Here is an 8,339-nt window from a genome sequence, read left to right on the forward strand (position 1 = left end):
CGGCCGTCAGCACGTAGCAGCGCCGCGATAAACGCCCTCGCCCGGGAACGGGCGGGGGCGTTTCTCTTGCACTGTGCAACGGTCCGGGCGTACCTTGGCCAAGTGGACAATGCAAGTGAACAAGGCGATCGGCCAACGAGCGCCGAGCAGGGCGCCGCGACCCGGGCGGCGATCCTGGACGCGGCGGCCGCGCTGATCGGCGAGCTGGGCTGGGGCCGGGTCACCATGCGCGGGATCGCCGCGCGGGCCGGGGTGCCGCACGGCGCGATCAGCTACCACTTCCAGGGCAAGGACGACGTGCTGCGGCAGGCCGCCGTGGCCGGGACGCTGCGGGCGCTGGCGCAGCCCCTCGCGATGGCGCGGGGGGCCGGGAGCGTCCGGGAGATGTTCGAGGGCACCCTCGGCTGGTTCGCCGCCGGCGGCTTGCAGGACCCGTCGGTGGCCCTGCTGCTGGAGACCGTGCGCCAGTCCGGCCGCGACCCCTCGCTGCGCGAGCCCCTGTCCGCGGAGGTGGGCAAGTTCCGGTCCGCGCTCACCGAACTGGTCGAGCGGGACCAGCGGGACGGCAGGGTCACCCCGAGCCTGCCCCCGTCCGGGACGGCGACGGTCGTCGCCGCGCTCCTGGACGGCCTGCTGCTGCACCTGATCCTCGACCCCGAGCTCGATCTGTCGGACGCGGCCGAGGCCGTGCGAACCTTCCTGAGAGGCGGATGATGGGACAACGACGCTGGGGCACCCTGATGGCCGAGCACCGCCGGCTGGTGATCACCACCTGGATCGTGCTGCTGATCGCCTGCGGGGTGAGCTTCCCCTTCCTCTTCAAGCAGCTCAAGGCGCCCAACTACGGGGTGGAGGGCGCGCAGTCGACCCGGGCCTCGGAGTTGGTCCAGCGGTACTTCGCCGGGCACGGCGACGAGCAGGACGTGATCGTCTTCGACACCGCGCAGGGCCGGATCAGCGACCCGGCGCGCAAGGCGGCCGTCCAGCAGGTCGTCGCGCAAGCCGAGCGGGAGACGGGCGTGGTCACGGTGATCGGCCCGTTCGACCCGCAGGCTCAGGGCCAGGTGTCCGCCGACGGGCGCGCCGCCCTCGCCCTCGTCGCGCTCAAGGGCGACTCGCACGAGCTCCCCACCCGCGCGGCCGACCTGCAGGACGCGATCGACGGCGCCGCCGGGGCGGGCGTCGCGGCCTACCTGACCGGCTACTCCCCCATCACCAACGACCAGACGGCCGTGGAGAGCGCGGACGCCGAGCGGGCCGAGTCGGTCGGCATGCCGCTCGCGTTCGTGGTGATGGTGCTGGCCTTCGGGGCGGTGACGGCGGCCGTGCTGCCGCTGGTGCTGGCGATGGCGGGGCTGGTCCTCACCTTCGGCGTCATCTACCTGCTGTCGTTCGGGTTCACCTTCGACGCGTTCCTGCTGACGATCGTCACGATGATCGGGACGGGCATCGGCATCGACTACGCGATGTTCATCGTCAGCCGGTTCCGGGAGGAGCTGGCCCGGCGCGGGGTGACCCGGGACGGGCCGCGGCGGGACGCCGACATCGCGGCGGCGGCCGGCGCCGCGGTCGCGACGTCCGGGCGGACCGTGCTGTTCTCCGGCGTCGTCGTCGCGATCTCGGTGTGCTCGCTCTACATGATGAAGGCGCCGGTCTTCCGGGAGATCTCCACCGGCGTGCTGATCTCGGTGGTGTGCACCCTCGCCGCCGCGCTGACCCTGCTGCCCGCCGTCCTCGCGGCGCTCGGCCCGAAAGTCGACGCCGGGTCGCTGCCCGAGCGCTGGCGTCCGGCGGACGTCCGGCCCGGCGCGCACGCCGAGCACGGGCCGTGGGCGCGGTGGGCGCACCTGGTGATGCGGCGCCCGATCGTCTTCGGCGTGATCGCCGCCGCGCTGCTGGTGGCCGCCGCGCTGCCCGTCACCGGGCTGAAGTACGGCATCGACCTCGGCACCGCGTCGCTGGACGGGCGTCCGACCGCGAAGGCGCAGGCCGTCCTCGAACGGTCCTTCAGCCCCGGCGCCGTGTCGCCGGTGCAGATCGTCGTCACCGGCGCGGACGGCGGCGCGCTGGACGCCGCCGGGCAGCGCAACGCCGCGCAGCTCGCGTCGCTGGTCGCCAAGGACCACCGGGTCGCGGCCGTCGAGTCCACGCCCGGCTCCGGGCGGGTGCTGATCAACGCCGTCCCGTCGGTGCCGATCGACTCGGAGCAGGCGGAGGCCCTCGTCAAGGACGTCCGGCACGACATCGCCCCCCGCGCGGCGGCCGGCCAGGAGGTGCTCGTCGGCGGCGCCACCGCCACGTTCGTGGACCTTTCGCACGAGACCACCAGCAAGCTGCCCTGGGTGATGGCGCTGGTGCTCGGCCTGTCGCTGCTGTTCCTGCTCGTGGTGTTCCGCAGCATCGCGCTGCCGATCAAGGCGGTCGCGATGAACCTGCTCGTCACCGCCGCCGCGGTCGGCATCACCGTCGCGGTGTTCCAGCACGGGCACGGTGAGAGCCTGCTCGGCTTCGAGAGCACCGGGTTCCTGCAGGTCTACCTGCCCATCACGGTGTTCGTGCTGCTGTTCGGCCTGTCCATGGACTACGAGGTCTTCCTCATCCGCCGCATGAAGGAGGCATGGGAGGACGGCCACGACAACGCCGCCGCCGTCGCGACCGGCATCGAGCACACGGCCCGCCCCATCGCCGCCGCGGCCGCGATCATGGTGGCGGTGTTCGGCGGGTTCCTGACGGCCGGGATCCTGGAGCTGAAGGAGTTCGGCCTGTCCCTGGCGGTCGCGATCGCGCTGGACGCCACGCTGGTGCGGCTGGTGCTCGTCCCGGCGCTGATGAAGCTGTTCGGCGACTGGAACTGGTGGCTGCCTGGGGGCCTCGGCAGGCGGCTGCCGCGGCTCAACGAGGACGGCGTCCGCCCGGCGGCCGGGCAGCGTCTGGCCGGCTGAGGCGCCGATGCACTCCCCGGACAGGACGGCGCGCACGGTGATCTGCGACCAGGCGCTGCGGCTGTTCGCCGCCGACGGCGCCGACAACGTCAGCCTGCGGCAGGTCGCGGCGGCGGCGCAGGTGTCGCCGAGCCTGGTCGTCCACCACTTCGGCGGGAAGGCGGGCCTGCACGAGGCCGTCAACGAGCGCAGCCTGGCCGTGTTCGGGCGGTTCGCGGAGAGCGCCGCGGGGGCCGGCGAGGACTTCCTGCCGCGCCGGCTCGCCGCCTTCCTGGACGGGGACGCGCCGGTGCTGGCCCACCTGTGCCGGCTGCTGCTGAGCGACGAGCCGGCCGGGCGGCAGATCTTCCGGCGGTGGCACGCGCTGAAGCTCGCCTGGCTCGACTCCCTCCCCGGCGCGGCCCGCGCCGGGGAGGACCGGTCGCTGTGCGCCGCCTGGCTCACGGTGAACGAGCTCGGCGTCCTGCTGCAGCGGCACCAGCTCCGCGGGCTCCTCGGCGGGGACCCGCTCGGGCCGGAGGAGGCGGCCCGCTGGGCCGGGGTCGGCACCGGCGTCTACCGCGACGGCCTGGGCGGGCGGTGAGCGATGCGCTACAGCGTGCGGAACGCGGCGGCCGGTGCCCGGCGCGGGGACGCCGGGAACGCGGCGGCGGGACGGCCGAGCCGCGCGACGAAGAACACCCGTCCGACCATGCCGAACCGGCGCTGGAGCGCGAGGCGGAGGTCGGGGTGCTGGATGACGATGCTGACCGGGTGCAGGACGAGCCCGGCGGCGGTCGCGTCCAGCCAGTAGTCCGCGAGCGCCGACGCGGCCGCGAGGGTGTCGGGCAGGCCCGGCTCGGCGACCGGCAGGCCCATCAGGACGATGACCGGCGAGCGGCGCACGACGGCGGCGAGCTGCCCGGCGAGGAGACGGGGATAGCCGACCCGGCTCAGCGCGCGCATAACGGGCGGCGCGAGGGCGAGCCGCCGGGCCCAGCGGCCGTGCGGGGGCAGCGGCCCGAAAAGGTGCTCCAGGGTGAACCCGTCGGCCGCGCTGGCGTTCCACCGGATGAACGAGTGCGTCTCCCGCCAGGCGCCGCCGTGCGCGAAGTCGCGTCCGCCGTGCGCGGCGACGAAGCGGGTGAACCGGGAGCGTTCCGGCCAGGACCGCAGGTGCCGGACGACGACCGGCAGCCCGTCGCCCCGATGCCGGGCGAGCGCTGCGAGCAGCGCCGGTTCGACCTTCTCGGGACGGAACGGCGCCCGGTTCGTGTGCCTGCGCCGGGCGAGGGCGCGGAGATCGTCCAAGGTGCCGTCCGGGTCCCCGTCGCGGCGGAACTCGGCGACGCACAGCGGCTCCCATGAATCGGGAAGGCCCAGGCCAGAGGGGGCCGGCCGAGATCGCGCGACCGTCCACCCCTGCGCGGCCAAGGCCCGCTGGAGCAGTCGCCAGTACAGGCCGCAGCTCAGCTCCATCTCCAGCGCGTGCGCGGGCAGCGCGCCGAGGCTGCGCTCACGGTCGGCGGCCAGGACGAGGAAATGCCCGTCCTCGGCGGAACCGAGCAGCGCCGCCGCCGCGCGCCGGGCCGGGGCGCTCGCCATCCGCGCGAGGCACCAGGGCTGGCAGTTGTGCGACGACGGGCTCAGCACGGCGACGTCGAGCGCCGCGGACAGGGCGTCCGCGAACGCGGGGGCGGCGGTGCGCGGGGGCGTCTGCGCGGTCATCGTTGCTCCGTTCGCTAGCGAGAGGTCACCACACGAGGGCGAAGGCGTATCCGCGGATCTCGGCGGCCCAGCCGTGCCGTGGCCACGGCAGCGCGTGAGCCGCATCCCGGAGCCGCGGCCCGGCCGACCAGGTGAACGTGCCGTCCGGCCGCCAGCCGGTCAGCGCGACCTCGCGGAAGCCGATTCGGAGCCCGAACCCGAAGGACTTGAGCACCGCCTCCTTGCAGGCCCAGCGCAGGGTCGGCGACATCTCCGCGAGCACGCCGTCCGAGCGGAGCACGCGGACGAGGGCCGGCGAGAGCACGCGGTCCAGTTCGAGGTCGATCCCGACCGGACGAGGACCGCACACCGCGACCGCGAGCCCGCCCGAATGGGAGATGCCGATGCCGACCGGTGCGTCCACGAACGGCTTCCCGGCGCGCGGCCCGCTCTCGACGGCGGCGACCCGGATCGCGCGGGTCGCCCGGCGCGCTCCGGTGTGCGCGCGGACGGCGTGCTTGGCGGCGAGCCGTCCCGCCAGCCATTCCGTCCGGCGCCGGGCCGAACGGAATGTCGCGGCCCGGTCGCCCTCCCCGGCGGCCAGGTGGCGCGCCATCAGGGCGGCCACCCGCTCGGCGGGCTGCCGGCCCAGCCAGTCGGCCGACACCGCCGCGACCGTCAGGCCGCCGGGCAGGTGGACGACGCTCAGCGGCCGCGCCGGATCCAGCGGGACGAGGTCCGCCGAGATCCCGGCGCGTCCGGTGAGCGGCTCGGTCAACGGTCGACGTCGGGCGGGAGCAGGAACGGGTAGGTCCGCCGCCGGATCCGGTTGTGCCAGAACCGGTCGGCCTTCCGCAGGCGCTGGATCAGCTCCCACATCCGCGCGTCCTCCCGGTAGTAGGCGGCGACCTCCTCGGCGGTGATGGGCCGCTCCAGGCGTTCGGCCGCCTGCTCCAGGAAGACCGGGACGAGGTCGCCGAGCCGTTCCTTGTGCAGGTTGCCGAGGAAGTCCAGGACCACGCCCCGCGTCGAGTAGAACTTGTCGAAGATCGACCTGGTCATCGAGAGCCGGACGGCGTCGCGCAGCGCCCACGGCAGCGAGGTGAAGAACAGCCGCACGTCCAGCTGCTCCCGGCCGCCGCCGTCCCGCATCAGCGGGGTGGTGATGTCGAGGTAGACGAGGTCGCCGCCGATGTCGGTCCAGTTGGACGCCTGCGCGTCGAGCCCGAGGCCGGGCGAGACGGCGCGGTCGACGGCGTCCAGGAACCGCTTGAAGAAGCCGCGCGCCCACTCCTCGCTCTCGGTGTGCAGCAGCTTCGAGCACAGCCGGTCGCCCGGCAGCTCCTCCTGCACGCAGTACGCCACGATCTGCCCGGACGGCCGGACCCGGTGCCACAGATTCGTCTCGGCCACCTTCAGGCCCCGCTCGTCCAGCCGGGACAGGTAGGTGTCCAGTGACCTGCGGTACCGGTCGAACCGCTGCCGGGACGGGAACACGGGCAGCCGCTTGCACGCGAACTTGCCCGCGTCCGTGTCGAGCCTGAGGACGAGCGTGACCTCCCCGTAGCCGAGGACGTCGAGGGCGGTGTCGTCGGTGGTGATGAGCGCCCGCTGCACGCCGCGCTCCAGCCTGGCCAGCTCCTCGTCCGGGACGGTGAACGCCATGCGGGCCTCAGAGTTCCCCGTCGAGGGCGTCGTCGAGACCGCGCGCCGACCGCATCCGGACGGCGAGCGCGAGGACGGCGAGGACGGCGGCGATGCCGAGGACGCGGCGCAGGTTCATGTTCTCTCCTTCGGTGGGGGGTGCACCGGTGCCCGGTCAGGCACCGGTGAAGACGAGGACGGCGTTCTGGCCGCCGAAGCCGAACGAGTGGCTGACCGCCACCTCGATGTCGCGCTCGCGCGGCGCACCGGCCACGACGTCGATGTCGATCTCCAGGTCGGGGGTGTCGTGGTTGGCGGTCGGCGGGACGGTGGCGTGCTCGATCGCGAGGACGGTGAGGGCCGCCTCGATCGCGCCGGCCGCGCCGAGGGTGTGCCCGACGGCGCCCTTCGCCGAGGTGACGGCGGGCGCGCCGCCGAACAGCCGGGTGACGACGTGCGCCTCCACCGCGTCGTTGAGCGGGGTCGAGGTGCCGTGCGCGTTGACGTGGCCGACGTCCGCCGGCGCCGCGCCGGCCTCGGCGAGGGCCTCCCGGACCGCGCGCACGACCTGCGTGCCCTGCGGGTCGGGCGCGGTCATGTGGTGGGCGTCGGCGGAGGCGGCGTACCCGGCGAGCCGCGCCCGGATCCGCGCGCCGCGGGCGCGCGCGTCGGCGGCGCGTTCCAGCACGAGGACGCCGCTGCCCTCGCCGATGACGAAGCCGTCGCGTCCGGCGTCGAAGGGCCGGGACGCGGCGGCCGGGTCGGCGGTGCGGCGCGACAGCGCGCCCATCTGCGCGAACCCGGCGACCAGCAGCGGCGTCACCGGCGCCTCGGTGCCACCGGTGAGGACGACGTCGCAGTCGCCGCGCTGCAGCAGCCGCCTCGCGGTGCCGATCGCGGTGGCGCCGGACGCGCACGCGGTCGCCGTCACCGGGTTCGGGCCGGTGGCGCCGAACTCCATGGCGAGGTGCCCGGCCACCATGTTCGGCACGATCATCGGGATGACCAGCGCCGACACCGCGCGGGGGCCGCGCGCCAGCAGCCGCTCGTGCTGCGCGGACGCCGAGGTGTGCCCGCCGGACCCGTTGCCGATGACGACCCCGACCCGCGCGCCGTCCCAGCTCGCCGGGTCCAGGCCGGCGTCCGCGACGGCCTCCCGGGCGGCGGGGACGGCGAGCTGGACGTGCCGGTCGTGCATGAGCGAGCTGCGGCGGCCGACGTGCTCGGCGGGTGAGAAGCCGGGGACGGCGCAGGCGATGTCGACGGGCAGCCCGGCGAGGCGGGGGTCGGCGGCGGCCGTGGACCGTCCGGCGCACACCCCGTCCCAGGTCGCGGACGTGCCGATGCCCGCCGGGGTGACGAGGCCGAGGCCGGTGACGGCGATCTCGGGGGGCCGGTCACGCATCGCGGCCCCCGTCGAGCCGGGGCCACCGCAGGGTGACCGATCCCCAGGCCAGCCCGCCGCCGAACGCGGTCAGCAGCACCCGGTCGCCGGGCCGCAGCGTGCCCGCCGCGTGCGCGTGGTCGAGCGCGAGCGGGATCGACGCGGCGGCCGTGTTGCCGACCTCGGCGATGTTGCTGACCGCCCGCTCGCGCGGCAGGCCCAGCTCGTCGGCGAGGTGGTCGGTGATCCGCTGGTTGGCCTGGTGGCAGACGAGGTGGTCGACGTCGCCGGGCGTCCATCCGGCGCGGTCGAGCGCCGCCTGCGACGACTGCGCCATCTGCTGCACGGCGCGCCAGAACACCGCCTTCCCCGCCATCGCGAAGTAGTGCTCGCGGGGATCGGGCTCGGCGCCCGACAGCCGCTGCCGCGACCCGCCCGCCCGGACGGTGATGAGGCCGGCGCCGCCGCCGTCGCTGCCGAGGTCGAACGGGCCGAGCGCACCCGGTTCGGCCGGCTCGCCGCCGCGCAGCACGACCGCGCCCGCGCCGTCCCCGCAGATCCCCGAGGTGGCCCGGTCGGCCGGGTCGCGGACGCCCGGGCACGCGTCGGCGCCCACCACCAGCACGCGGCCGGCGATGCACGCCGCCGTCCAGCCCCCGCCGGCGCCCAGCCCCCACACCCAG

General features: G+C 75.1%; 8 protein-coding genes. 3 read left to right on the plus strand and 5 right to left on the minus strand.

Annotated elements, in window-relative coordinates:
- Nucleotides 1–102 precede the first annotated feature (102 nt).
- From HUX53_RS13205 to HUX53_RS13215, 3 genes are read left to right on the plus strand one after another with little or no spacing between them, the layout of a single operon-like run.
- Nucleotides 103–714: a TetR/AcrR family transcriptional regulator gene (locus HUX53_RS13205; protein ID WP_176403469.1), complete on the plus strand. Its 612-nt coding sequence runs from the start codon at nt 103–105 to the stop codon at nt 712–714.
- Nucleotides 711–2,942 carry an MMPL family transporter gene (locus HUX53_RS13210; protein WP_217919390.1) on the plus strand — a complete coding sequence of 744 codons (2,232 nt, stop codon included), beginning with the start codon at nt 711–713 and terminating at the stop codon, nt 2,940–2,942. Before HUX53_RS13205 ends, HUX53_RS13210 begins: the two co-directional genes overlap by 4 nt.
- A 7-nt stretch (nt 2,943–2,949) precedes the next feature.
- Complete coding sequence (locus tag HUX53_RS13215; protein WP_176403470.1) at nt 2,950–3,525, plus strand: TetR/AcrR family transcriptional regulator; 576 nt, start codon at nt 2,950–2,952, stop codon at nt 3,523–3,525.
- Between the two features lie 8 nt (nt 3,526–3,533).
- On the opposite strand, the gene HUX53_RS13220 is transcribed toward HUX53_RS13215, so the two are convergent.
- The 5 genes from HUX53_RS13220 to HUX53_RS13240 all read right to left on the minus strand — a co-directional run.
- Nucleotides 3,534–4,649 (minus strand): RedV protein, encoded by a 1,116-nt coding sequence (locus tag HUX53_RS13220; RefSeq protein ID WP_176403471.1) that lies wholly within the window; start codon nt 4,647–4,649, stop codon nt 3,534–3,536.
- A gap of 25 nt (nt 4,650–4,674) precedes the next feature.
- Complete coding sequence (locus HUX53_RS13225) at nt 4,675–5,406, minus strand: 4'-phosphopantetheinyl transferase superfamily protein (RefSeq protein ID WP_176403472.1); 732 nt, start codon at nt 5,404–5,406, stop codon at nt 4,675–4,677.
- The gene (locus tag HUX53_RS13230; RefSeq protein WP_176403473.1) at nt 5,403–6,293 is read right to left on the minus strand and encodes a DUF6206 family protein; all 891 of its coding nucleotides are present in this window, start codon (nt 6,291–6,293) and stop codon (nt 5,403–5,405) included. Before HUX53_RS13230 ends, HUX53_RS13225 begins: the two co-directional genes overlap by 4 nt.
- Before the next feature lie 154 nt (nt 6,294–6,447).
- Nucleotides 6,448–7,677, minus strand: a complete 1,230-nt coding sequence (locus tag HUX53_RS13235) for a beta-ketoacyl synthase (protein ID WP_176403474.1) — start codon at nt 7,675–7,677, stop codon at nt 6,448–6,450.
- Nucleotides 7,670–8,339: 3-oxoacyl-[acyl-carrier-protein] synthase III C-terminal domain-containing protein (locus tag HUX53_RS13240; RefSeq protein WP_176403475.1), on the minus strand; the 670-nt coding region annotated here is incomplete at its 5' end. The genes HUX53_RS13240 and HUX53_RS13235, both read right to left, overlap by 8 nt.

Source organism: Actinomadura sp. BRA 177 (genome assembly GCF_013372625.1).
In the GTDB taxonomy this organism is placed as follows: domain Bacteria; phylum Actinomycetota; class Actinomycetes; order Streptosporangiales; family Streptosporangiaceae; genus Spirillospora.